The organism is Archangium violaceum (genome assembly GCF_016859125.1).
GTDB classification, from domain to species: Bacteria; Myxococcota; Myxococcia; order Myxococcales; family Myxococcaceae; genus Archangium; species Archangium violaceum_A.
On record NZ_CP069338.1, the window covers coordinates 9,473,495 to 9,497,900 of the forward strand.

Sequence of the window (24,406 nt, forward strand, 5' to 3'; positions counted from 1 at the left end):
GTCCCATGGAACCGTTCCGCACGCTGCGCTCGCGCACCGTCGTCCTGGCGCGGCAGAACATCGACACGGATCAAATCATCCCCGCCCGCTTCCTGAAGATCACCCACCGCGCCGGCCTGGGCCGCTGGCTCTTCGCGGACTGGCGTTACCAGCCGGACGGCAGCCCCCGGCCGGATTTCATCCTCGAGCAGCCAGAGGCCCAGGGCGCCCGGGTGCTGGTCGCGGGTGACAACTTCGGCTGCGGCTCCTCGCGCGAGCACGCCCCGTGGGCCCTGGTGGATTGGGGCTTCCGCGCGGTCATCAGCTCCTCCATCGCGGACATCTTCTCCAACAACGCGGTCAAGAACGGTCTGCTGCCGGTGCGGGTGGACGCCGGGTTCCACCGCCGCCTCCTGGACGAGCCGGGCGCGGAGGTGAGCATCGATCTGGAGCACCGCACGGTGCGGCTCGCGGATGGAACGGAGGCGACGTTCCCGCTGGATCCGTTCGCCCGCTACTGCCTGATGAACGGAGTGGACGAGCTGGGGTTCCTGCTCGGCCAGGAAGAGGCCATCACCCGCTTCGAGGAGGCCCGCACATGAAAGCGCTCATCGCGGTTCTTCCGGGAGACGGCATCGGACCCGAGGTGGTGGAGCAGGGGACGCTCCTGCTGAAGGCGGTGGCGGAGCGCTTCGGCCACTCCTTCGAACTGGTGGAGGCGCCCATGGGAGGCGTGGCCATCGACCTCACCGGCGCGCCGCTGCCTCCAGAGACGCTCGCCCTCTGCCAGCGGGCGGATGCGGTGCTGCTGGGCGCCGTGGGAGGACCGAAGTGGGATCCGCCCGCGAAGGTGCGTCCGGAGCAGGGGCTGCTCGCGTTGCGCAAGGAGCTGGGCCTCTATGCCAACCTACGGCCCGTGGCGCCCTTTCCCTCGCTCCACGACACCTCCACGCTCAAGCCCGAGGTGCTGCGCGGAGTGGACCTGCTGGTGGTGCGCGAGCTCACCGGTGGCATCTACTTCGGTGAGAAGCGTCGCGAGGAGGACCGGGCCTTCGATGCCTGTGTCTACACGGTGGATGAGGTGGTGCGGGTGGTTCGCGCCGCCGCCTCCCTCGCGCGGGCCCGCTGCAAGAGGCTCACCTCGGTGGACAAGGCCAACGTGCTGGAGACCTCGCGGCTGTGGCGCGCGGTCACCGAGCGGGTCATCCGCGAGGAGTTCCCAGACATCGAGCTGAAGCACATGCTGGTGGACGCCTGCGCCATGCACCTGATCAAACGGCCCGCCGACTTCGACGTCATCGTCACGGAGAACATGTTCGGCGACATCCTCACGGACGAGGCGGCCATGCTCTCGGGCTCCATCGGCATGTTGCCCTCGGCCTCGCTGGGGGCGAACCGGCGCGGGCTCTATGAGCCCATTCACGGCTCCGCCCCGGACATCGCCGGCCGCGGAGTGGCCAACCCCTACGGGACGCTGCTGAGCGTGGCGTTGCTGTTGCGCCACTCGCTCGGGCTCGAGCAGGAGGCTCGTGCGGTGGAACGCGCGGTGGCCTCCTCGCTCGATGCCGGCGTCCTCACCGCCGACCTCATTCCCCCGGGCACCCGGCCCGCGGGAACCCAGGAGGCTGGCCGGGCCGTGCTCGACCGGCTCGGCGGGCACGCGCGCTAATTCCTCCCTTCTCCTTCACGGCATTCCAGGAACCCCCATGTCCCAAGACACACGCCGCAACAGTCGCGCCATCACCGAAGGCTTCGAACGCGCGCCCGCCCGCGCCATGCTGAAGGCCATTGGCTTCACCGACGAGGATCTCTCCAAGCCCCTCATCGGCGTGGCCAACACCTGGACCGAGACGATGCCCTGCAACTTCCACCTGCGCCGCCTGGCGGAGAAGGTGAAGGAGGGCATCCGGGCCGCGGGTGGAACACCCATGGAGTTCAACACCATCTCCGTGAGTGATGGGGTGACCATGGGCACCGAGGGCATGCGGGCCTCGCTGGTCAGCCGCGAGGTGATCGCGGACTCCATCGAGCTGATGTGCCGCGGCCACATGTTCGACGCGGTGGTGACGCTGGTGGGCTGTGACAAGACCATTCCCGCCGCGGCCATGGCGGTGCTCCGGCTGAACCTCCCCTCGCTGATCCTCTACGGTGGCTCCATCGCCCCCGGCTGCTACAAGGGCAAGGACGTCACCGTGCAGGACATGTTCGAGGCCGTGGGCGCCGTGGCCGCCGGGAAGATGTCCCTCGAGGCGCTCGCGGAGATCGAGAACGTTGCCTGCCCGGGAGCAGGGGCCTGTGGCGGTCAGTACACCGCCAACACCATGGCCCTGGCCATCGAGATGCTCGGGCTCGCTCCGGTGGGCTACGCCACCATTCCCGCGGAGGATGCGCGCAAGGACGCGGCGAGCGTCGCCGCGGGCCGACTCATCATGGACGTGCTCCAGCGAGGGACGTGCCCTCGGGACGTCGTGACGCGCGCCTCGTTCGACAACGCCATCGCGGCCGTGGCGGCCACCGGTGGCTCGACCAACGCCGTGCTGCACCTGCTCGCGCTGGCGGGGGAGATGGGCGTGCCGCTCGCCCTGAAGGACTTCGACGAGGTGAGCCGGCGCACCCCACTCCTCGCGGACCTCAAACCGGGTGGCCGTTTCGCCGCGGTGGACATGGACCGTGCCGGGGGGGTGCCCCTGCTCGTCCGGAGATTGATGGCGGGCGGCTTCATGGACGGGAGCGCCCGTACCATCGAGGGACGCACCTGGGCCGAGTCCTCGGCCAGCGCCACCGAGCAGGCGGGACAGCAGGTCATCCGGCCCCTGAGCGAGCCCATCCGCTCCACGGGTGGGCTGGTCATCCTGCATGGCAACCTCGCCCCGGAAGGGTGCGTGGTGAAGATGTCGGGGCACGAGCGCGGCCATCACCGCGGGCCCGCGTGGGTGTTCGACCGCGAGGAGGATGCCTTCGCGGCGGTGAAGGAGCGCCGCATCCAGCCCGGTTCCGTGGTGGTCATCCGCTACGAGGGACCGCGCGGCGGCCCGGGCATGCGCGAGATGCTGGGGGTGACCGCGGCGCTCGTGGGGCAGGGGCTGGGTGACTCCGTGGCACTCCTCACCGACGGGCGCTTCAGCGGCGCCACCCGTGGCCTGATGGTGGGCCATGTGGCCCCCGAGGCGGCCGTGGGCGGCCCGATCGCGGCGGTTCGCACGGGTGACATCATCACCATCGACGTGGAGGCCCGGCAGCTGTCCGTGGAGCTCTCCGCGGAGCAGATCGCCGAGCGCCTGCGGGGATTCCAACCGCCTCCGCCCCGCTACACCTCGGGTGTCTTCGCGAAGTACGCCGCGCTGGTGTCCTCGGCCTCCGAGGGCGCGATCACACGGCCCCCTCAACCCCAGGCTTCACCCAAGGCTCCCTCCGCCGAGCGGCGGCAGGTGGCCGCAGTTCCCTAGTCCCACCCCCACCGCCTCAAGGAACGAACAATGACCACCATCTATTACGACAAGGACGCCTCCCTCGAGCCCATTCACGCCCGCAAGGTCGCGATCATCGGCTACGGGAGCCAGGGACATGCGCACGCCCTCAACCTCAAGGAATCCGGCGTGAAGGTGCGGGTGGGGTTGCATGCGGCCAGCCGCTCGCGCGCCAAGGCGGAAGCGGCGGGTCTCGAGGTGTCGTCCGTCGCCGAGGCGGCCCAGTGGGCCGACCTCATCATGATCCTCGCTCCGGATCAGACCCAGAAGCAGATCTACGACGCGGACATCGCGCCCCACCTCACCCGGGGCAAGGCCCTGTTCTTCGCCCACGGCTTCAACATCCACTACGGGCAGATCCGCCCGCCGGCGGACGTGGACGTGCTGCTCATCGCCCCGAAGTCACCCGGGCACCTGGTGCGCCGCCTCTATCAGGAGGGCAAGGGAACTCCCGCGCTCATCGCGGTGCACCAGGACGCCACTGGCAAGGCCAAGGCGCTCGGCATGTCCTATGCGCGCGCCATCGGCACGACGCGTGCCGGCTTGCTGGAAACCACGTTCAAGGAGGAGACCGAGACGGATCTCTTCGGTGAGCAGGCGGTGCTCTGTGGAGGTGTCACCGCTCTCGTCCAGGCCGGCTTCGACACGCTGGTGGAAGCGGGCTACCAGCCCGAGAGCGCCTACTTCGAGTGCCTGCATGAGCTCAAGCTCATCGTGGACCTCATGTACGAGGGCGGCATGGGCTGGATGCGCCACTCCATCAGCGACACCGCCGAGTACGGTGACTACACGCGCGGACCGCGCCTCATCAACGAATCGGTGCGCGCGGAGATGCGGAAGGTCCTCAAGGAGATCCAGACCGGTGTCTTCGCGCGCGAGTGGATCCTCGAGAACCAGGCCGGCCGCCCGGTGTTCGACAAGCTGCGCGAGCAGGGCCGCGAGCATCCCATCGAGGATGTGGGCCGGCGTCTTCGCGAGATGATGTCCTGGATTCGTGAGTCGAAGAAGGACTCGAGCGATCCCACCGCGCGCTGAGCGCGAGATCATTCGGGTCAGCATGGAGTCACGCATCAGGGAAGACCCGATGCGCGCGGCCTGGGGAGAATCGGCGGTGCCATGCACGACGGCGCTCACCCGGCCGCTCGCGTCGAGGGCGAAGACGTAGGGCTCCTTGCTGGAGTCGAGTGGTCAGGCGCGCGCTGGGCTATCCGCGCGCTTCCCGGCGGAGAACGGATCCACATACGGTGCGACGGCGAGCTGCTCCCAGGTGTCGTGGAGTCCGTCGAGGTACTTGATCTGGATGCCGGAGAGGTCGGCGTCATCGAGGCAGTTCAGGTTCACGCTGTAGAACGCCCCGCCCAGCTCCGGGATGTCCCCGTGTCCGAACATGCGGATTCCGCACACCTTGCAGAACCTGGCATGCATGGTCTCATGCCGCGAGTAGTCGCCCAGGACCTCTCCACCGGAGAGGAGGCGGAAGGCGTCCGGCTTCACGTTGACGCCCCACCAGGCCGTCTTGGTGCAGATGGTGCAATTGCACCGGGTCGTCCCATTGCTCGGGTCGAAGTCGACTTCGAAGCGCACGGCGCCACACTGACAGCTGCCTTTGTATGTCCGGAGGTTGCTCATGGCTGGATGCTCCAGGGCTGGGGGCGGGACGCCTTCAGGGGCCTCGCCCTTGGGATGAAGAGAATGTAGGAAGGATCGCGGACAGATTCGGTCCGCGATGAGAGGAGCCTTCCCATGGTCCAGACGTCCGCCCGGCTGCTACAGGTCCTGTCGTTGTTGCAGTCCCGTCGCTTCTGGGCGGGAGGGGACCTGGCGCGCGAGCTCGGGGTGACCGAGCGCAGCGTCCGCCGGGACGTGGATCGGCTCCGGAGCCTCGGGTACCCGGTGCATGCGACCGCGGGTGTCGGCGGCGGATACCAGCTGGGCGCCGGGAAGGAGCTGCCCCCGCTGCCGCTCGAGGACGATGAGGCGGTCGCCGTCGCGGTGGGGCTTCGCGTGGCGGCGACCGGGCCGGTGAAGGGGCTGGAGGAGGCCGCGGTGAGGGCGCTCGGAAAGCTGGAGCAGGTGTTGCCGAAGAGGCTTCGGCGGAGGGTGGCCGCGCTCCAGGCCGTGAGCGTGCGGCTCGGCGATGCGGCGGGGCCCAGGGTCGACGCGGAGGCGCTGGCGGTGATCGCCCATGCGTGCCGCGACTCCGAGCTGCTTCGGTTCGACTACAGCAGCCGCGAGGGCACGGCGAGCGAGCGTCATGTCGAGCCCTACCGCCTCGTGCACACCAGCTACCGTTGGTATCTCCTCGCCTACGATCTCGACAGGGAAGGGTGGCGGACCTTTCGCGTCGATCGCATCGGTCCGGGGCCGAGAACCGGGCGTTCCTTCAAGGCCCGCCCGCTGCCTTCCGAGGACGTGGCCGCCTACGTCTCGCAAGCGGTCTCGACGGACGCGTACAAGTTCCGCGCGCTCGTGACGGTGCATGCCCCCTCGCGCGTCGTCTCCGAGCGGTTGTCCGGAGTGGCTGGGCGCATCGAGGAGCTGGATGCGGAGCGCTGCCTGGTCCACGCCGGCGCCGACAGCCTCGAGGCGCTCGCGTTCTACCTCGGATGGCTGGGGTTCGATTTCGAGGTGCACGAACCGAAGGAGCTCATCGAACACCTTCGCCGCCTGTCCGAGCGTCTCGCCCGGGCCGCTCAACGGTAGGGGGGGCCACTCGGTGCTTGCTCCAAGGGTTTTTGATTGATAAAAATATCAGTCAAAAACAATCAGGCTCGACATGGATCCCATTCACGGCACCCCGCGCAACCGGCAGGGCGTGAGCGCCTGATCCCCAGCCGGAGACCCCATGCACCGATTCCCCTACAAGTCCCTGGTCACCTGGATGTTGATGATGAGCTGTCAGGCCCTGGCCGCTCCTCCACCGGTCTACCGCCAGGAGGTGGTGGTGGCCGGCTCTCCCTTCCAGGGCGTCCATGGAATGGCCGTCGATGGCAAGGGGCACCTGCTGGCCAGCAATCTGCTCGGCCAGTCGGTCCACTCCATCGACCTGGCCAGTGGAGCGGTGTCCACCCTGGTGGGGCCTCCGCGGGGCGGCGCGGATGATGTGACCCTGGGGCCCGACGGCTCCGTCTACTGGACCGGCTATTTCTCCGGCCGGTTGATGCGGCGCACCCCGGATGGAAAGACGCGCGTCCTCGCCAAGGAGCTGCCGGGCCTCAACTCGCTGGCCTTCCGCCGCGACGGCAGGCTCTACGTGACCCAGCTCGGCCGGGGCGATGATGCGCTGTCGGAAGTGGATCCGCGCGGGATCAAGCCTCCTCGCAAGATCCTCTCCGGGCTCGGCTTCCTCAACGGCTTCGAGTTCGGCACGGACGACCGGTTGTACGGTCCGCTCCTGATGAAGGGGCAGATCGCCCGTGTGGACGTGGACACGGGGGCCATCGAGGTCGTGGCGGAGGGCTTCGCGATGCCGACCGCCGTCAACTTCGACTCGAGCCGCGAGAACCTCTACGTGGTCGACGCGGCGCGTGGCGAGCTGGTCCGCGTCCGGGTGGCCACGGGAGCGAAGGAGGTCGTCGCGAAGCTGCCCACCGGGCTCGACAACCTGGCGATCGGCCCCGATGACCAGGTGTACGTGTCCAACATGGTGGACAACGACATCCGCGTGGTCAATCCCGCGGATGGCTCCATCCGTCCCGTCGTCGAGGCGCGCTTGAGCGTGCCCTCGGGCCTCGCCGTCGCGCCGGATGATCCGGACGAGAGCCTGTACGTGGCGGATGTGTACGCTCTTCGCCGCGTGGGCGGGCGTGATGGGAAGATCACCCAGACGACCCGAGTGCTCTCCACCCGGATGACCTTCCCGATGAATGTGAGCCTGGGCGCGAAGCACGTGGTGCTGAGCAGTGCCTACCTGGGCAGCGTGCAGGTCCTGGATCGGGCCTCCGGAGAAATCCTGCGGACCCTTCCCAACACGAATGGCGTCCAGGGCGCGCTCGAGCTCCCAGATGGCACGCTGCTCGTCGCCGAGGCCACCACGGGCAGGCTCGTCCGTGTGGACGACGCCGAGCCCGCGGGGACCACGGTGCTGACGGAGGGCCTGGCGGGGCCGGTGGGACTCGTGGCCGACACGGAGGCGAAGGAGCCGGGGGTGTACGTGACCGAGGTGCGCTCGGGGCGGGTGACCCGGGTGCGCCTGTCGGATGGGGCCCGGCGCACGGTGGCCAAGGGCCTGAAGGCACCGGAGGGCATCGCCCGGCATCCCGATGGCGGATTGATCGTCGCCGAGGTGGGCCGCAAGCGGCTGGTGCGCATCGATCCGGCCACGGGACGCTCCACCGTGATCGCGAGCGGTCTGCGCATCGGTCTTCCCGAGAGCGAGGGCCTGCCGCCGGGCTACATCCCCACGGGGGTCGCCGTGGGCGGCTCGGGGACCATCTACCTGTCATCCGATATCGAGAGCGCTCTCTACCGGTTCGTGCCGGTGCCCTGAGAACTTCCTCGGTCGCGGAGCTCATGGCTGTGGTGTGTAGGAACGGAGGAGAGCACGGCAATGAAGGTCCAGAACAAGGTTGTCGTCGTCACCGGTGGCGGAAATGGCATGGGAAGGGAGCTCGTCCTGGCTCTTCTGTCGAAGGGCGCGAGCGTCGCCGCCGTGGACATCAACGCGTCCGCCCTCGAGGAGACCCTCTCGCTGGCGGGGATCCATCGAGCCAAGCTGGCGACCTACGTCGCGAACGTCACGGACCGGGCGGCGGTGGAAGCGCTTCCCGGTCAGGTCATCTCCCGCTTCGGGACCGTTGACGGCATCATCAACAACGCTGGCGTCATTCAACCCTTCGTCAGATTGAAGGACCTCGACTATGCGGCGATCGATCGGGTGATGAACGTCAACCTGTTCGGAACGCTCTACATGACCAAGGCGTTCCTGCCGCACCTGCTCGCACGCCCCGAAGCGCACATCACGAACATCTCCAGCATGGGTGGATTCCTGCCCGTGCCGGGACAGACCATCTACGGGGCCGCCAAGGCGGGCGTGAAGCTCCTGACGGAAGGTCTGAACTCCGAGCTCCTGGGGACGAACGTGAGGGTCACGGTCGTCTTCCCGGGCGCGATTGGCACGAACATCGCGGTGAACTCGGGGGTGATGGACAGCCTGCAAGCCATGGGCGATCTCAAGGAGAGCTCGCACAAGATGCTCGCGCCTGACAAGGCCGCGCGGATCATCATCGACGGCATCGAGAACAACCGCTACCGCGTCCTGGTGGGAGCCGACGCCAGGTTCATGGATGCCGTCTACAGACTGAATCCCCAGCGCGCGGCGCGGTTCATCTACAATCAGATGAGCGCCTTGTTGCCGAAGTAGGAACCGCCAGCGCGGGGGTTCAACGCTCGTCGAGTCGCTTCCCGAGCTCGAGAGTGGCCTCTCCTTCGAGCATCCGTGCGGTCGAGCGCCGCATGCAACGGGCAGCCATGACGACACCACCCCGTCCCCCAGAATAGGCGTTCTCCGGGGTGGTGTTGCCAGTGGGGCGCCGATGCCCTTGGGGGTTGTTGATGAGACGGAAGCTGCCGCTTCAGCCGGCCGGATTGGCCCTTGTCGCCAGCATGCTCCTCGCGCTCCTCCTCTGGGCATCCAACCGCTCCTGGCAGAGTCTCATCGAGGCGGAAGCCTGGGTGAAGCACACCCACGAGATTCAACTCGCGACGGAGCGCCTCCGGAGCGTCCTCGTGGATGCCGAAACAGGCCAGCGCGGCTTCCTCGTCACGGGCAATGAGTCATATCTCACTCCCTACCGGCAGGCCCTGGGGAGGTACCGGGCAGCCCTCGCGGAAGTGCGGCAGCTTGCCGCCTACAGCCCTGTCCAACAACGGAGGGTCGAGAGGCTGGAGCCCCTGGTCGAAACGAAGATGGAGGAGCTCGCTCGCACCATCCAGCTCCGGCAGCAGGTGGGCCTGGAGGCCGCCCAGATCGTCGTTCGCACGGACCTGGGCAGGAGAACCATGGACGAGGTTCGCGACGTTCTTCAGGAGGTGAACCAGGAGGAGCAGCGTCTTCTGGGAGGGCTGGCGGCACAGGCTCAACATCGCGGGCACCAGCTGCGGCTCTTCATCCTCTCGACGTGCGTCTCGCTGGCCCTCGTCGGTGGTGCCGCCTGGGCGGGCTACCGCCGGCAGGTCCTGACGGAGGCGGCGCTGCGTGAGAGTGAGGCGAGCTTTCGTCGCCTCACCGAGAACATCCCGGATCTCGTCTCACGCATCGACCCGCGGCGCCGGATCGTCTACGCCAACCCAGCCGCCTGCCATGCGATGGGCCGTGGGCCCGACGATCTGCTGGGTCGAACCCCTCGTGAGCTGGGAATTCCTTCCGAGGTGTTGGCACGCTGTGAGGCGACACTCGACAGAGCGTTCGCGGGCGAGGACGTGGAGATGCTCATCCCCATCCACGCTTCGGGAGGAGAACGTTGTATTCAGACGCGTTTCGTTCCCGAGCGCGACGCACGCGGCCAGGTGGGCTCCGTGTTGAGCCTCAGCCGGGATGTGACCGGGTTCACGCGCTGGGATGGAGATCGGCTCGCCCAGGTGCGCACCAATCTCCTGTGTAATGCACTGGCCTATAGTCCCCCGGATACGCCGGTGCAGGTGGAGGTCCGAGGCGGGGGCGGGGACCCGGTGCTCTCCATCCACAACGCGGGCGAGCCCATCCCGCCCGAGCAGCGTTCACGGCTCTTCGAACCCATGCAGCGAGGGCCTTTCTCCAAGGACAGGAGCAGCCGAAGCATTGGGCTGGGGCTCTTCATCGTGAGGCACGTCGTCATGGCACACGGCGGCCTCGTCGATGTGGAGTCCTCCAGGGATGAAGGGACGACCTTCCTCGTCCGGCTTCCTCGGGCTTGAACCGTTGTCGGGGCCATGGGCAGGCGCCAGCATCTCAGGAGGAGAGCTCCTCGATGGCCGCCCCTACGTCCTCGAGCCGAGACACCACCTTCATGGCCCCCGCGTTCGCCAGGGTCTCGGCATGACCGGGCCAGCTATGCCCGCCTCCCGTGAAACCGATCACCCTCATTCCGGCTGCGACTGCCCCCTCGATACCATGCGACGAATCCTCGATGACGAGCGTGTCTCGTGGATCGACCCCGAACACCCGGGCCGCGTGCAGGAAGACGTCGGGTGCGGGCTTCGAGCGTCCCACCTCGGGGGCCGAGAAGATGTGAGGATGGAAGCGCTCCCAAAGGCCCGCGGCGTTCATGCTGATCTTCAGCCGCCGGGTGCTCGAGTTCGAGCACACGCAGCGTGGGCCCGTGAGCCGATCGAGCAGCGCGTGCACGCCCGCGATGGGCTTCACGCTCTCCAGTCTGCGGTCGATTGCGAGGTTCGAACGCTCACGGTAGTCCTCAGGCAGAGGGCGCCCGAGCTGCTGGGTGACCACGCTCCTGAGCTGCGCATCGGTCAGCCCGGTGAAGCGGGTGATGACCTCCTCCTGGGAGATCACGAAACCCAGTCCGGTCAGCAGCTCGGCGTGTACGCCGGCCGCCAGGAGCTCCGAATCGATCAGTACGCCGTCACAATCGAAGATGGTGAGCATGGGGATCCTTCTACCCTTGTTCTCAGGCGCCACGCCTGCCTCCTCCGCTCCTGCTCGAGGAAGTCCTACGCGGCGGCCGGTCCCACTCAGGCTCCTTCCCGAATCGGGCCGCGAGGAAGTCGACGAAGCTGCGGACCTTGGCCGAGAGATGACGGCCCTGAGGATACACCGCGTGGATGGCGACCTCCGCCGGCTCGTAGCCGGGCATGAGGCATACCAGACGGCCGGCGGCGAGATCCTCTCCCACGATGAAGGTTGGCGCGAGGGTGAGCCCCAGTCCTCGGAGCGCGGCGATTCGCAGCAGCTCGCCGTTGGTCGCCGTCAGCCGCCCACGGATGCTCACGGACTCCTCTTTTCCTTCCGGCCCGACGAACCGCCACTCCCCGGGGGTCGATCGGTAGGTGTACTCGAGGCACTGGTGGTGGACGAGGTCGGCCGGCGACGACGGTGAGCCGAAACGCTCGACATAGGCGGGGGCGGCACAGAGCACGGAACGGCTCGGCGCGAGGCGTCGCGCGACGAGGCTCGAGTCGGCGAGCACGCCGATGCGGATGGCGACATCGATGCCCTCCTCGAGGAGGTCGACCCTGCGGTCACTGAGGGCGATGTCGATGGCCATCTCCGGATGGGCCGCCAGATAGTCGGCGATCGCCGGTGAGAGGTGCCTCATGCCGAACGTGATGGGTGCATTGACCCGGAGGAGCCCTCGCGGCGTGGCCTGCAACGCGTCAACGGCGGAGCGTGCCTCCTCCACCTCCTCGAGGATCCGGACGCAACGCGCGTGGAAGCCCGTGCCGACCTCCGTCAAGGAGAGCCGCCGCGTCGTGCGGTTGAGCAGCCGTGCGCCCAGCCAGTCCTCCAGCGCGCGGAGGTGATGGCTCACCCCCGCCGGGGACATCCCGAGCTCACGGCCAGCTTTCGAGAGGCTGCCGCTCGCGACCACCCGGGTGAACACCGCCATGCTCTGGAATCGATCCATGGTTCCTCTCATCTTTTCATGGAACTTGAAGGTCCTTCGCCATCCGGGGTGATTATCAACCGCCTCGATGAAGTGCATCTGTTGTCCATCACCACGGGGTGACGCGCCGGAATCGGCGGTCACTCCTCACGGATGGAGACGAGAGATGAATCGACTTTCGGGGCGTGTCGCACTGGTGACGGGCGCATCACGGGGCATCGGCCGAGCCATCGCGGAACGTCTGGCGCGTGACGGCGCATCCGTCGCGGTCAACTACGCGGGCAGCCAGGACAAGGCCGAGGCTGTCGTTGCCTCGATTGCCGCGGCGGGAGGCAAGGCCACCGCCATCCAGGCCGATGTCTCCCGCCACGAGGACGTGAAGCGGCTCTTCGATGAGACCGAGCGCCGTTTCGGTCGTCCGAGCATCGTCGTGGCCAATGCCGGCACCCTCTTCGCCAGGCCCTTCGCCGAGATGACCGAGGCCGACTTCGACGTCGGCTTCGCGGTCAATGCACGCGGCTCTTTTCTCACCTTCATCGAGGCCGCCAGACGGGTGCCGGATGGCGGCCGGGTCATCGGGTTCTCGACCTGTCTGACACTCCAGGGGCGGCCGGGTCTCGGCCTCTACCAGGCCGGAAAGGCGGTGGTGGAGCAGTTCGTCAAGACGCTCGCCAAGGAGCTGGGGTCTCGGAGAATCACGGTGAACGCGGTGGCGCCGGGCCCCACGGACACCGAGATGCTGGGGCCCACCCGCCGCGAGGCTGCGCCCGGGGTCACTCCGTTGGGACGCATCGGACGGCCGGAGGAGATCGCGGACGTCGTGGCGTTTCTCGTCTCGGACGACGCGGGCTGGGTCACGGGTCAGGTCATCGGTGCCAACGGCGGCATCACCTGAGAGGCGTGGCCCGTCCCGTGCGTCCATGCCCGGCCGCCTACCTGTAGGGGGTGGCCTCCCGTGCGCCGTGCAGAGCCCTGGCCCACCAACCGAGTCGCGAGAGCATCTGGTCCATGGTCTTCCGGGCGGGCTCGGGCTGGCGCAACTCGCCGGTCTCGTCGAACTGCTGCCAGGCATTGCTGAAGCTCACACAGTCCCGAATGGTGACCGCGTGCAGCTCCGCGAACGATGAGGAACTTGAGCGACGCGGGGTAGCCGTGGTTGTACTCGGGCGTGACGACAATGAAGGCGTCCGCTCTTGAAAGTTCATGCCTCTATCTCTAAGACCTCAACATTACTTGAGGTCAAGAGGTGGGAGCGCGTGGCACGAATCGATCCGAAGCGTTTCACGAAGGAGCTCAGCGTGGGCGAGGTGGCGGCGCGCAGCGGGGTGGCCGTCTCCACCCTCCACTTCTACGAGGCACAGGGCCTCATCAGCGGCTGGCGCAACTCCGGCAATCACCGCCGTTACGCGCGGGACGTGCTGCGCCGGGTGGCGATCATCAAGGTCGCGCAGCGCGCGGGCATTCCCCTGGCGACCATCCGTGAGGCCCTGAGTTCGTTGCCGGATGGGCGTACGCCCACGGCCGAGGACTGGGCCAGGCTGTCCGCTTCGTGGAGGGCCGAGCTGGACGGCCGCATCCAGCGGCTGACACGGCTGCGCGACCAGCTGGATGGCTGCATCGGCTGCGGCTGTCTCTCACTGAACGCCTGCCCGCTGCGCAACCCCTGGGACGAGCTCTCCGACGAGGGGCCGGGTCCGAGGCTGCTCGACCCGGACCCATCTTGAGGTGGTCGAGCGCCCGGACCGCGATAGGCTCGGGCACCCGCACCCTCCAAGGACAACGACCTCCATGGCCCTCCAGGATCTCTCCAAGGCGGAGCCCGCCTCCCGCGGTCTTCACCGGCATCTCTACGTCCAGGTGCTCGCGGCAATCGCCCTGGGTGCGCTGCTCGGCCACTTCTACCCGGAGCTCGGCGCGTCCCTGAAGCCCCTGGGCGACGGCTTCATCAAGCTCGTGAAGATGGTGATCTCCCCCGTCATCTTCCTCACGGTGGTGACGGGCATCGCGGGCTCCACGGACCTGAACAAGGTGGGACGCGTGGCCGCCAAGGCCTTCGCCTACTTCCTCACCTTCTCCTCGCTGGCCCTGGTGGTGGGCATGATCATCGCCAACGTGGTGCGGCCGGGGGAGGGGATGAACATCGAGCCGAGCACCCTCTCCTCGGCGGGCGAGGTGGGCACCTATGCCGCCAAGGCGCATGACCAGTCGCTGGTGAAGTTCCTGCTCAACATCATCCCCACGACGGTGGTGAGCGCCTTCTCCGAGGGGGACATCCTCCAGGTGCTGTTCGTCTCCGTGCTGTTCGGCATCGCCCTGGCCTCGGTGGGGGAGAAGGCCCGGCCGGTGATCGAGCTGCTCCACTCACTGAGCCATGCCTTCTTCCGGCTGGTGGGCATCCTCATGAAGGCCGCGCCCATCGGCGCCTTCGGCGCGTTCGCCTTCACCATTGGCAAGTACGGGATTGGCTCGGTGGTGAACCTGGCGGCGCTCGTGCTCACCTTCTATCTGACCTCGGCCGTCTTCGTGCTCGTGGTGCTGGGGCTGGTGGCCCGCTACAACGGCTTCTCCATCCTGCGGCTCATCCGCTACCTCAAGGCGGAGTTGCTGCTCGTGCTCGGCACCAGCTCGTCCGAGGCCGCCCTGCCCAGCCTGATGGAGAAGATGGAGCGGGCGGGCTGTCCCAAGCAGATCGTCGGCCTGGTGGTGCCCACCGGCTACTCCTTCAACCTCGATGGCACCAACATCTACATGACGCTGGCGGCGCTCTTCATCGCCCAGGCGACCAACACCCATTTGAGCCTCAGCCAGCAGGTGTTGCTGCTGCTGGTGGCCATGGTGAGCTCCAAGGGAGCCGCGGGAGTGACGGGCTCGGGCTTCATCACCCTGGCGGCCACCCTGTCGGTGGTGCCCTCCGTGCCCATCGCCGGCATGGCCCTCATCCTCGGCGTCGATCGCTTCATGTCCGAGTGCCGGGCGTTGACCAACTTCATCGGCAACGCCGTGGCCACCGTCGTGGTGTCGCGGTGGGAAGGCGGGTTGGATCGCAAGATCTTCGACGAGGTGATGCTCGACCCCACCCGTCGTCCCGCGCCCGAATACGCCCCGAGCACGGCCCCGGGCGAGTAGCCACCCGGGCTAGTCGAAGGAGCGCGCCGCTCGCCAGCTCCCCTCCGACGTCTTCGCCTCCACGCCGCTCTCCTCCAATGAGGAGACGTCGTCCCGTTGAAGCGTCAGGTCGTCGCCGTCCCACTTCCACTCGACGATGTACTCACCTTCATCCTCCTTGGGGAAGAGCATGAGGCGGACCGTCCCGTCCTCGTCCAACCGGGGCTCGCTCCAGGACCACTTCGAGTCGTCGTACTCGGAGGAGAGGACCACGCGCTGCTCGAGGTTCTTCTTCGTCAGGCGCACCAGCTTCCAGACCTCCGAGCACGCGCCCATGCGGCAGCTCGAAACCTCATGGCTCAAGAAGACGTCCCTGCCGTCGTTGGTGCGCAGCCTCAGGGTGGCCTCTCCCAGGGAGGGCGTGTTGGTGGGGTAGTAGCGGAGCTGTTTCCAATGGCCGTCCACGTTCGCCAGGAGCATCCGCCGGCCGAACGTGCCGCTTGTGATGCCGGAGAACTCGTACCCCTCGCACCCTTCCAGCACGACGAGGGCCTCCTTCCGGCCGGGCTCGACGAACGAGCCCAGGGCTACCGCGTCGAAGGTGGGATTGCGTGAGTCGCTCGCGGTGAAGGCGAGGGGGCAACGTGGGCAGACGATCGACTCCTTGTCCGAGCCCTCGGAGCGACCGCGGAGGGGCTCCACGCCGCACACCGCTCGCATCAGCTCGAAGGGCTCGTCACTCGCTTCCGCGCCTTCCGGAGCCGGTGCGCTCGGGTTCTGGGCCTTGCAGGCGGCGGCCAGGCCCCGGCGGCAGGCGGTGGCCGCGTACGCCTCGGAGGCCTCGCGATCGCCCTTCGAGGCGAGCCGCTGCGCCTCCGATTGACACGCCGAGGCGTCTCCCAGCTCGCATGCGGCGGAACAGTCTCCGAGCTCGCAGGCGCGCTTGACGAGCACCGCCACGGGCTGCGCGCCCTTGAACCAACCACGCTTCGCTCCGCGCGCGAGTGACAGGCATGCCGTGGGCTCGCCGCCTTCACAAGCCTTCGTCTCGAGCGCCTGGACTGCCTTCAAGTCACGCTTCTCGTCCTTCAGACGCACCTGCGCGACGGTGTGACACGCCGCGGGTGCTCCCTTGTCGCAGGCCGCACCGCAAGAGTCCTCGTCAATGCCGTTCGTCCTCGAGCAGGCGAGCTCGCACGCGAGTCGCTCTCCGGCTCTGCACGCCTCCCGCAGGCGCGCGAAGGCGCGGCCGTACTCTTCCTTCTGCTCCATGGGCGCATCGGAGATCTTGTCGCGCAAGGCATCGATCACGCGCCGGGACCACTCGATGCACGAGGCCTTGCGACCCAACGTACACGCCTTCTTGTCGAGCTCCTGTGCGCGCCCCTCGTTGGCGGGTGTTCGGGCGAGGACGCCCGCGGCTTCCGAGCAGCCCTCCGGAAGCTGGGCGTCGCACGCGCGTAGCCATGCCTTCAACGCCTCGGCCTCGTTCTTGGGCGCCCCCAGGCCCTTGGCCAGGAGGTTGCCCTGGCGCAGGCAACTGGTGAAGACGTTCTTCTCACAGGCGCGCTTGTGGAACTTCAGCGCGTCCTCGTGCCGGTTCTCGGCTTCGGCCCGCTGCGCCTTCGCTTCGAGCTTGGGGCCGGTCTCCTCACACGCCACGCCGGTCAACAACAAGAGGATCCACACGAGTGGGTGAATCCACCGGGTGACGCGTCCGTTGGATGCGAAATGGGCGAACATCACACCATTAGACTCCGGACGTCCGCGCCACTCAACCGCCCGCTCCCACGTGAGCCTGGAGCTAGCACCAAACGCGCAGTAAGGCCGGAACGGGTGCCCCGCAGAGTTCCGCTGACGGAGATGGCGGGGGAGGCGCGCCTGCGCTGGGCTGCGGCCCCGCCACCAGGCAAGCACGGGGAGATTGCGGCTGGGGCTTTGACCTGGGAGGTCATGCAGCAACCCCCTACCGGAGCAGATAGGAAGACGGCTGCCCAATCGCCTGGTTCGAGAAGTCATGTCCGCGTGTTGACCGAGGAGGTGGAGCCAAAGGTGAGGGTGCGCCCATGCAGAGCCCAGCGGTCCTCGGTGAAGCGGAACGTCAACAGTGTCTTTCAGCGTGGTCGGCCTCCAGTGGCATCGACCTGGCCTCGCTCGACTCGGGCCAGCGCGCGGTGGTGGTGGCCGCGCTGACATTCCTGGGTTTCGTGGGAGGACTGCCGACACTGCGACGCATGGTGGCCTACCTGCTGGCGCACTGTGGGATGGGGTTGAGTTCGGCGGTCATCGGCGCGGTGGTGGGCACGAGCGACCGGGCCGTGCGCAAGGCACGCCAGTACCCGCCGCGTGAATTCTGGCAGCGGATGCAAGAGGCCAAGCGGGGCCATCCTCCACCCAAGCTCCGCCCGGAGCACGTGGGACTGGTGGCGAAGTTCCTCTCCGAGCACAAGCAGTGCTCGGTGGCGGAGCTTCTGGGCTTCATCCACAAGAGCTTCGACGTCACCTGGAGAGGCACACCCTGCGCCGCTTCCTGGAGCGCTATGGCCTGGGCTGCCTGCGTGAGGAGTCCGTCACGGGCTCCCCCCTTTTGTCGGCCGCACGGCCCATGGAGGCGCGTTCGCACTGATGGAGGAAGCGGTGCGGCTCTACCGCGTGGCGGCCTCCTGTTTTGGCACGGTGGGCGCGCACCAGGGAGGCCGCCTCGTCCTCTCGCTCTTCTTCAAGGCCCTGCTGGGCGTCCAGCGCATCTTCCACTTCGACACGCTCACCGACGTGGGCTTCGCCTTGCTCACCGGAGGGCACCGCTGTCTTTCGCGCCGCACACTGGGCGGGCTGGTGCGTGCCGTCTCCACGCGCGCCGTCAACAAGTTCCACCGGCTCACGCAGCCGGTGGTGAGTGCCACCCAGCACCTCGCGGTTTCCATCGACGAGCACGTCGTGGCCCGCTTCACTCGCAAGTTCCTCATCCCCAAGGGCTTCCACACCATTCGCAACAAGAAGATGCGCGCCGAGAAGCTCTTCTTCTCCTTCGACACCGCCACGCGTACCTTGCTCAACCTCATCGTCACCCCGGGCAACGGCCGGCTCGCCCCTGTTGCCTCGAAAATGCTGGGCGCGGTGCGCGCTCGCTGCCGCACCAGTTGCTTGCTGCGCGCCGTCCTCGATGCAGGGGCGGCACAGAGTCATCGCGAGTTGCTCGAGGTGGCCGACCACGACCCCAACCAGGTGCTCCTGGTGCGCGCGCCCAGGCGCAAGGCGTACCTGGAGCGCTGGAAGGCACTGCCCGAAGAGCTCTTCACGGCCCATGACGAGCCCGGCCGCTACAAGGGCGCACCCGCCAAACGCATCCACGTCGCCCAGACAACCACGCCCCTCAGGGCAGAAAAGGGCGCGCCCGTCAGAGAGGTACGTACCCTCGTCGTGCGCGAGGAGAAACGACGGGGCAAGGACCGGTGGCATGCGCTCTTCGTGTTCCGCGACAACGCCACCGAGGCCCTCACCCTCCTGCAGGAGTTTCGCGCCCGCCAACACCACGAGCAGGCGTATAGAATCCTGCTGCACGATGCCTTCGTCGACACCGTGCCCTCCGGCTACAACAAGAAGAGTCGCAACCCGGACAGGCCCGGCTTTCGCAAGAACGCCATAACGCTCTACGCCTGGCTGGCCGGGCTGGCGGTCAACGCCCTCACGGCCTTTTCCACCTCGCTGCCCGCGAGGTTCAAGTGGGCCCATCCGCGGACGCTGCGGCGCTGGTGGTTCAACTTCCCGGCCGACCTCTACCTCACCGACCGGGCCCTGTTCGTCGTCCTCCACCCCCGGTGGTTTCGCTCCTGGTGGCAGCAGCAGGTCGAGCAGCTCAACGCCAAGAAGCTGCGGCTCCCCTGGATGGACGACCGCCTCGTCCTCTACTCCCTCGCGCCCCCTCGCTCCCAGAGCTCGGCACCGCCATCTGCTCCCTCACCGGTACCATCGGGCGTTTGGTGCTAGTAGCTGGTCTTCAGCCAGTTGCTCTTCGCCCAGGTCAGCTTCCCCGCGCCGGCTCCATCGGCGGCCGTCAGCCGGCTCATGAGGATGGACGGATCATCCGGCGTATAGCCATAGGGCAGGGTGGAGAAGCCGTTCCAGGAGAAGGCCTTCACGTCGGCGGGTTCTGGACTGAGCGGGCTGCCGGAGGTGTCACTGTCTCCCCGGAAGGACACTCCATTCAGGGAGTCGATGGTGTCGACGGCGCGGATCTTCCCCGTGTAGCTCGCATCCGAGGGATCCGTCTGGTTGTTGCGGACCGGGTTCTGGACATCGATGATGTGGGACTTCTCGAGCAGGAGGGCGCCGCTTTCCGTGGAGATGGCGCCGTTGCTCGTCACGGAGAAGTGATAGCCCTTGGACGAGATGGCCGAGGCCATGGCCGAGGTGAGCTTCTTCTTGGCCGCCCAGGCCCCCGCGCTATCCATGACGATGTTGTAGGCGTGCGCGTTGCCGCCCCTCAGGCGGGGCATCCGGTCCTGGATGTTCTTGTAATAGTTGTGGTGCAGGGTGATGGAGAGGTTCGGATTGTCCGAGGCGAACTCGGTCGAGCCGACCAGGTGGCCCTTCTTCTGCGAACCGGCGATCTCGATGATGTCGCTCCTGCTCAGGCCCACCGCGCTGCTGCGAAGGTGGTTGTACATCGGGTAGGCGGACTTGTTCGCCTCGAGCGCGTCGATCTGCTGGGTCACCCAGCTGTTCGCGCTGCCGTCATCACCCTTGAACATGGACCAGGAAATGGTCACACCCGAGGTGCCCTTCTTCGAGTCGACGAGGCCATCGTAGGCCTTGTTGAACGTGCAGTGGTCGATCCAGACCTTGTTGTCCTGCTCCAACGTCAGGTAATCCCAATCGTTGGAGTCGTAGTCTCCCTTGGTCTTCTCGTCCCACTCCCACAGCTCATCGAACTCCAGGTTCCGGATGATCACGTTCGAGCTGCGCTTGATCGTGATGGCGACATGCTTGAGTTTGGCGCCGTTGGCGGAGAAGATGGTCAACCCGTTGAATCCATCCACATTGAGCTTGCTGACGCCCGTCGTCTTGAGCACGGGATGGGTCAGCGCCGCGTTGTGGGCGGAGAAGGGAGAGACCTTGGCCGCGGCGGGGAGCTCGTTCCAGCCCAGGTTCAGATCATTCATGATCTCCACGACCTTGACGCCGGAGCCCTTCTTCAAGGCCTGGGCGAGCTCCGTCGCGGTGTAGACCTTCCTGTAGCGGGCGGTGTCCGACTCGCTGATCACGCCTCCACCGGTGTTGCCAGCGGCGAACCCGGTGAGGTTGTAGTCGGTGACTCCAGCGGCCAGGGCATTCGTGGCGGGGAAGACGGACGCCGTCATACCCAGGAGTACCGACAGGCGGCACAATCCTTTGAGTTGAATATTCATGGGCATTCTTCTCCAGGTGGAGGGATTGTTCCTTGGATTGAATTCAATCTAACGAGAGGCGAAATCCGGATCAACCGCTTTTGCACGTTTGAGCTGATTAGCATTGATTGAGGATTCGAGGAGGTCTTGAGAGGAGGGTGACATTCTCATGACACGCTCCGTGCCAGATGGCCGTTGTTCTTCTTGTTCTCTGAGACTGAAGCCAGGGAAAGGACACGCAGGGGCGTCAGGGCTTCGTGGGTCAGGCCATTCTGTCCAAGGCGAACCAGGCGCAGAGGCTGATCCAGCACAGCCGCCAGCCATTCGCTGGCGCCGACTCTTTGGGAATTGTCTCCTTTGAAAGACAGACATGGCGAGCCGCGCCTCGGCGGCCGCCATCGACTCGAGCTGCGCAACCCCCTGTCCTCCGCGCACCTGGCCCTGCTGGGGTTGCAGATTGGCCAGAAGCGCGGGCGGCCCGCGCGGCTAGAAGGCGCCCGAGGTGGAGCCCGTGCCCGAGGCGGGCGTGGTGTACTTCACGTTGGAGCCCGGCTGCCACACCACGCCATTAGCGGGGTTGTTCTCCTCTCGCTTGAGGCACTTCCACTCGAGGGAGGTGTTGGCCGGCAGGGAGAGGGAACCCGTCCAGGTGGGGTAGCTCGTGGGGTTGAGCTTCACGGCGCTCGCGGGCGCCCAGTTGCCCAGGCTGGCGTGATTGCCCACGACGTAGGCGCTCTGGCCCATGTACGTCGTGCCATTGGTGCAGGTGAAGTTCACCGTGACGTTGCCCGTGGTGGGCGGAGGCGTCGTGCCGCCCGAGCCCAGCGCGCCCACGTGGATGGCGGCCGCCGCCATGGCGGGCACGGAAAAGGTGGCGTTGCCGCTGGCGTCCACGGTGATGCTGTCGCCCGAGCAGGTGCCGTTGGTTGCGTCCCCGGCGATGATGTTGCAGTAGGTTCCCGCGGGCAGGTTGGTGGAGAAGGTGCGCGAGAGCGTGGAGCCCTCGCGGTTGATGACCACGAAGCCCTTGCCCGTGCGGGCGAAGGCCACCTGGTTGTTGCCGTTGTCCCACCACTTGGACACGCCGGCGCCCTCGGTCACCGCGCGGAAGCGCACCATGTTGGCGATCTCCCTCCAGCGGTGCTCGCACTGCCACGCGCTCCCGAAGCAGTTGACGCTGGTGCCATTGTGCACGGCCGAGCCCGGAGGGCCCGCGTCCGGGTCGGTGAAGGCGTAGCTGGACATCACCTTCGGGTATCCATACGGCCAGCCCAGCATGAAGACGTTGGCCAGGGTGTAGAGCGCGCCGTCCTTGTAGGTGAGGATGTTGGGGCCGCCCGCGCCGTGGCCGCGCTGGTTGTCGTGGTTGTCGGTGAACACCACGGCGTAGTTGCTGGACATGAAGCCCCAGCTCTCGCCGAAGTTGGTCAGGTTCTTGAGCTGGCCGTTCTTGAACTGGTTGCCGATGTTGGTGCTGTACTTGAACTCGGTCACCGCGCCGGTGCCGAAGTACTGGCTGGACTTGACCGCCTCGCCCCCCGGGTCGATGACCTCCTGGAAGACGTAGGGCGAGCCCGTCATGCGGCCGCGGATGCCGGACACGTCGCCGGGGGTCATGTGCTTGGCGGCGTCCACCCGGTAGCCCTTCACGCCAATGGACGTGAGATCATTGATGTAGTTGGCGATCGTCTGCTGCACGTAGCTCGAACCCGTGTTCAGGTCCGGCAGGCCGTTCAGATCGCAGTTCTGCACGTTCCAGGCGTCCTGGTAGTTGGTGATGGAGCAGATGGGCGAGTGGTAATCGGCGGGCGAGTACATCGGGTGGTTGCGGGGCGTCCACGAGGTGCCGCCGGTGCCCACGCCGCTGTTGAAGGACGCCGTGTGGTTGATGACGAGGTCGGCGTAGATGGCCACCCCGGCGGCGTTGCAGCGCTGCACCATGTCGATGAACTGGGCCCGCGTGCCGCCGCGCGACTCGAGCTTGTAGCTGACGGGCTGATAACGGGTCCACCACTGGCTGCCGGTGATGTGCTCGTTGGGCGGGGACACCTGCACCGCGGTGTAGCCCTTGGGTCCGAGGAACGTCTCGCACTCACGGGCCACGTCGGGCCAGCGCCACTCGAACAGGTGCACGAAGACACCCGCCTCGGCCGGCGCCGCCAGGCCCAGGGCCAGGGCACAGCCCAGCGTCTTGAGGACCACTCCACGTCTCGTCGTCACGGCGCGCATGCACTCCACCTCTTCGTCAGTCGGGGGGGGCAGGGGGAGTCCCGGCCCTGATGTCACTGCCGGCTCAGATACACAGGAAGAGAGGTCGGGCAAAGTAGGTTTTCCGGGACTTCCAGTGTCAATCGACGACGATGTCGGAGGATGAACGGGTGGGTGCGGCGGGCATGGAGCGCCGTCTCAGCACGCGCGGTAGCGGCGGGTTGCTTCTAGTGGAGGCGGCGGGAATCGAAGCCGCCAGGGGTGGATCCGCCCTCGCTCGGGACCAGAGGCACACCCCCGTTTTCCCTCTGAAAACGAGGCGCCCATCTGTCCGGGCGAGTCCAGGCAGGTCCGTTCGGCAAGCGATTTTGGAGCACCTGGGATTGCCCATGGCAGGTGCGCGCCTGGCCCCAGAACGAGGGCCACCCCAGGCCTTCCGGAGCGCGCTCGGGCTCCGGAAGGCTGGAGTATAGAGGAGATGAAGCGGCCGGGCGGCCAAGGGGGCGAGGAGGCGCACCGAGCCCTACATTGCGGCGGAGCAGAGGTGACCGCCGAAGTGGGGGGAATGGGCGATGGAGTACATTGGCATCGACGTGCACAAGCGGGACAGCCAGGTGTGCATTCTGGGCGAGAGTGGCGAGGTGGTGCTGGAGCAGCGGGTGAGGACGCAACGGGAGCGGTTGGGGGAGCTACTGAGCAAGCGCCCGAAGGCCCGGGTGCTATTGGAGGCCTCCACCGAGAGCGAATGGGTGGCGCGGTACTTGGAGGAGAGGGGTCACGAGGTGGTGGTGGCAGACCCGAATTTCGCACCCATGTACGCCACGCGCAGCCGTCGGGTGAAGACAGACAAGAGGGATGCGCGCAGCCTGGCGGAGGCGTGCAGGTTGGGGGCATACCGGCCGGCGCACCGCATTTCGGACGGCAGGAGGCACCTGAAGGCGCAGCTGGCGGTGCGTGAGGCGCTGGTGCGCACGCGTACCCGCTACATTTCCCTGGTGAGCGCCCTGGTGCGGTACGAAGGGTGGCGGATGGGGAGGCGGAGTCCTTCGTCAAGCGGGTGGCGGCCCTGCCTCTGCCGGGCAGGCTCATGGCGCAGGTGGCGCCGCTGCTCAATCTCATGCAGCACCTCAACGAGCAGATTGCCTTCATGAATGGGGTGCTCGAGCGAGTGGCCCACAAGGACGAGCAGGTGGCGCGCCTGTGCACGGTGCCCCAGGTGGGGCCGGTGACGGCGTGTGCCTTCGTGTCCGCGGTGGATGAGCCCGAGCGTTTCAGCGGGCCGCACCAGGTGGAGGCGTACCTGGGGTTGGTGCCGGGCGAGAAGAGCTCGGGAGAGAAGCAACACCGAGGCCCGATAACGAAGACAGGAAACAGCCGGGTGCGCTGGCTGCTGATACAAGCGGCCCTCTCCCTGCTACGGGTGAAGAGGCCAGAAACGGAACACCTGCGAGAGTGGGCCGAGAAGATTGCCGCCCGGCGAGGCAAGAAGATTGCGGTGGTGGCACTGGCACGCAGGCTGGCCGGAATCCTCTTCGCCATGATGCGCGATGGGACGCAATACCGGCCACCCCAAGCACAGGAGGAGGAGATGGAGGCAGCCTGAGCTGAGGGAGCAACGGCCTGCCGCCTGAAGGTGAGCGGCTTCTCCAACAGGTTTCGACGGGCGGGTGAGCGCGTATTCCGCCTTGGCCAAAGCAGCACAGGGCCGAAGTATAGAAGG

Annotated in this window: 20 protein-coding genes and 1 pseudogene; 14 read left to right on the forward strand and 7 right to left on the reverse strand. The window is 67.0% G+C overall.

All coding sequences use genetic code 11. The features are described from left to right. Positions 1–5: 5 nt before the first annotated feature. From leuD to ilvC, 4 genes are read left to right on the forward strand one after another with little or no spacing between them, the layout of a single operon-like run. Entirely contained in the window at positions 6–581 is a 576-nt protein-coding gene (gene leuD / locus JQX13_RS40035) for a 3-isopropylmalate dehydratase small subunit (RefSeq protein ID WP_203404673.1), read from the forward strand. Continuing rightward, positions 578–1,648: a 3-isopropylmalate dehydrogenase gene (gene leuB, locus JQX13_RS40040; RefSeq protein ID WP_203404674.1), complete on the forward strand. Its 1,071-nt coding sequence runs from the start codon at positions 578–580 to the stop codon at positions 1,646–1,648. Before leuD ends, leuB begins: the two co-directional genes overlap by 4 nt. Before the next feature lie 37 nt (positions 1,649–1,685). Continuing rightward, entirely contained in the window at positions 1,686–3,425 is a 1,740-nt protein-coding gene (gene ilvD / locus JQX13_RS40045) for a dihydroxy-acid dehydratase (protein WP_203404675.1), read from the forward strand. A 30-nt stretch (positions 3,426–3,455) separates the two neighbouring features. Further along, positions 3,456–4,481: a ketol-acid reductoisomerase gene (gene ilvC / locus JQX13_RS40050; protein ID WP_203404676.1), complete on the forward strand. Its 1,026-nt coding sequence runs from the start codon at positions 3,456–3,458 to the stop codon at positions 4,479–4,481. A 153-nt stretch (positions 4,482–4,634) separates the two neighbouring features. Here ilvC and JQX13_RS40055 read toward each other — a convergent pair whose 3' ends face one another. Next, a complete protein-coding gene (locus JQX13_RS40055; RefSeq protein ID WP_203404677.1) occupies positions 4,635–5,075 on the reverse strand; it encodes a GFA family protein in 441 nt (146 codons plus the stop codon). A gap of 114 nt (positions 5,076–5,189) precedes the next feature. Here JQX13_RS40055 and JQX13_RS40060 point away from each other — a divergent pair, with 114 nt between their 5' ends. The 4 genes from JQX13_RS40060 to JQX13_RS40075 all read left to right on the forward strand — a co-directional run bounded on the left by JQX13_RS40060 (position 5,190) and on the right by JQX13_RS40075 (position 10,340). Then, positions 5,190–6,149: a helix-turn-helix transcriptional regulator gene (locus JQX13_RS40060; protein WP_203404678.1), complete on the forward strand. Its 960-nt coding sequence runs from the start codon at positions 5,190–5,192 to the stop codon at positions 6,147–6,149. A 142-nt stretch (positions 6,150–6,291) separates the two neighbouring features. After that, complete coding sequence (locus tag JQX13_RS40065) at positions 6,292–7,935, forward strand: SMP-30/gluconolactonase/LRE family protein (RefSeq protein ID WP_203404679.1); 1,644 nt, start codon at positions 6,292–6,294, stop codon at positions 7,933–7,935. A 60-nt stretch (positions 7,936–7,995) separates the two neighbouring features. After that, positions 7,996–8,808, forward strand: coding sequence for an SDR family NAD(P)-dependent oxidoreductase (locus JQX13_RS40070; RefSeq protein WP_203404680.1), 813 nt, complete (start codon positions 7,996–7,998; stop codon positions 8,806–8,808). 191 nt (positions 8,809–8,999) lie between these two features. Beyond that, positions 9,000–10,340, forward strand: a complete 1,341-nt coding sequence (locus tag JQX13_RS40075) for a CHASE3 domain-containing protein (protein ID WP_203404681.1) — start codon at positions 9,000–9,002, stop codon at positions 10,338–10,340. Between the two features lie 34 nt (positions 10,341–10,374). Here the strand turns inward: JQX13_RS40075 and JQX13_RS40080 are convergent, their stop codons facing one another. Then, on the reverse strand, positions 10,375–11,028 hold the full coding sequence (locus JQX13_RS40080) for an HAD family hydrolase (protein ID WP_203404682.1): 654 nt from the start codon (positions 11,026–11,028) through the stop codon (positions 10,375–10,377). Between the two features lie 22 nt (positions 11,029–11,050). Continuing rightward, entirely contained in the window at positions 11,051–12,007 is a 957-nt protein-coding gene (locus JQX13_RS40085) for a LysR family transcriptional regulator (protein WP_203404683.1), read from the reverse strand. Between the two features lie 145 nt (positions 12,008–12,152). On the opposite strand from JQX13_RS40085, the gene JQX13_RS40090 reads away from it, so the two are divergent. Continuing rightward, complete coding sequence (locus JQX13_RS40090; RefSeq protein ID WP_203404684.1) at positions 12,153–12,881, forward strand: SDR family oxidoreductase; 729 nt, start codon at positions 12,153–12,155, stop codon at positions 12,879–12,881. Positions 12,882–12,918: 37 nt separating this feature from the next. Here the strand turns inward: JQX13_RS40090 and JQX13_RS54780 are convergent, their stop codons facing one another. Further along, the gene (locus JQX13_RS54780) at positions 12,919–13,071 is read right to left on the reverse strand and encodes a hypothetical protein (protein WP_239014138.1); all 153 of its coding nucleotides are present in this window, start codon (positions 13,069–13,071) and stop codon (positions 12,919–12,921) included. A 171-nt stretch (positions 13,072–13,242) separates the two neighbouring features. Here JQX13_RS54780 and soxR point away from each other — a divergent pair, with 171 nt between their 5' ends. After that, the gene (gene soxR / locus JQX13_RS40100) at positions 13,243–13,710 is read left to right on the forward strand and encodes a redox-sensitive transcriptional activator SoxR (protein WP_203404685.1); all 468 of its coding nucleotides are present in this window, start codon (positions 13,243–13,245) and stop codon (positions 13,708–13,710) included. 64 nt (positions 13,711–13,774) lie between these two features. Continuing rightward, positions 13,775–15,112 carry a dicarboxylate/amino acid:cation symporter gene (locus JQX13_RS40105; RefSeq protein ID WP_203404686.1) on the forward strand — a complete coding sequence of 446 codons (1,338 nt, stop codon included), beginning with the start codon at positions 13,775–13,777 and terminating at the stop codon, positions 15,110–15,112. Between the two features lie 9 nt (positions 15,113–15,121). Here the strand turns inward: JQX13_RS40105 and JQX13_RS40110 are convergent, their stop codons facing one another. Further along, complete coding sequence (locus JQX13_RS40110; RefSeq protein WP_203404687.1) at positions 15,122–16,837, reverse strand: sel1 repeat family protein; 1,716 nt, start codon at positions 16,835–16,837, stop codon at positions 15,122–15,124. Positions 16,838–17,716: 879 nt separating this feature from the next. On the opposite strand from JQX13_RS40110, the gene JQX13_RS40115 reads away from it, so the two are divergent. Further along, positions 17,717–19,078: a hypothetical protein gene (locus JQX13_RS40115; RefSeq protein WP_203404688.1), complete on the forward strand. Its 1,362-nt coding sequence runs from the start codon at positions 17,717–17,719 to the stop codon at positions 19,076–19,078. Here JQX13_RS40115 and JQX13_RS40120 read toward each other — a convergent pair. Continuing rightward, positions 19,075–20,499 carry a hypothetical protein gene (locus JQX13_RS40120; RefSeq protein WP_203404689.1) on the reverse strand — a complete coding sequence of 475 codons (1,425 nt, stop codon included), beginning with the start codon at positions 20,497–20,499 and terminating at the stop codon, positions 19,075–19,077. The genes JQX13_RS40115 and JQX13_RS40120 overlap by 4 nt on opposite strands. Positions 20,500–20,964: 465 nt before the next feature. Continuing rightward, positions 20,965–22,698, reverse strand: a complete 1,734-nt coding sequence (locus JQX13_RS40125; protein WP_239014139.1) for a carbohydrate-binding module family 20 domain-containing protein — start codon at positions 22,696–22,698, stop codon at positions 20,965–20,967. Between the two features lie 560 nt (positions 22,699–23,258). On the opposite strand from JQX13_RS40125, the pseudogene JQX13_RS56605 reads away from it, so the two are divergent. Both JQX13_RS56605 and JQX13_RS40130 read left to right on the forward strand, forming a co-directional pair. Further along, positions 23,259–23,630 (forward strand): annotated as a pseudogene (locus JQX13_RS56605) (IS110 family transposase); the annotation flags it as partial. A gap of 77 nt (positions 23,631–23,707) precedes the next feature. After that, positions 23,708–24,289, forward strand: coding sequence for an IS110 family transposase (locus JQX13_RS40130; protein ID WP_203404690.1), 582 nt, complete (start codon positions 23,708–23,710; stop codon positions 24,287–24,289). Positions 24,290–24,406: the final 117 nt, after the last annotated feature.